The 291-nt window shown below is 66.7% G+C and carries 1 protein-coding gene; it reads right to left on the bottom strand.

All coding sequences use genetic code 11. The features are described from left to right. On the bottom strand, positions 1-291 hold a 291-nt coding region (locus MD536_RS21085), incomplete at both ends, for a hypothetical protein (protein ID WP_438839272.1).

The following is a 291-nucleotide window of genomic DNA, read 5'->3' as shown; positions in this document are numbered from 1 at the left end:
GGATCTCCTCCCCGCACGAGGGCTCGTACGTGGGCCCGGTAGACGCCGACCTGATCGTCCCAGAACGCCGAGATGCTGCCGTCGGGATCGAAGGGGAGGGCCATCGCCTCGTTCCGCCGCCAGTGGACGCCGTCCGGCGAGGTGAAGACGTAGATCCCCCGATCCACGCACCAGGCCATGTACTTGTACCGGTGCTCGGGACGGGCCTCGGGGTTGGGGTCCTTGAACGCGGTGCCCTGGTTGGCGTTGCGGAGGACGATGTTGTTCTCTCTCGATCCCTCCAGGGTGAAG

Origin of the sequence: Flavihumibacter cheonanensis, assembly GCF_022352215.1 — a bacterium.
Lineage (GTDB): Bacteria > Bacteroidota > Bacteroidia > Chitinophagales > Chitinophagaceae > Flavihumibacter > Flavihumibacter cheonanensis.
This window is presented reverse-complemented; position numbering and strand designations above follow the sequence as displayed.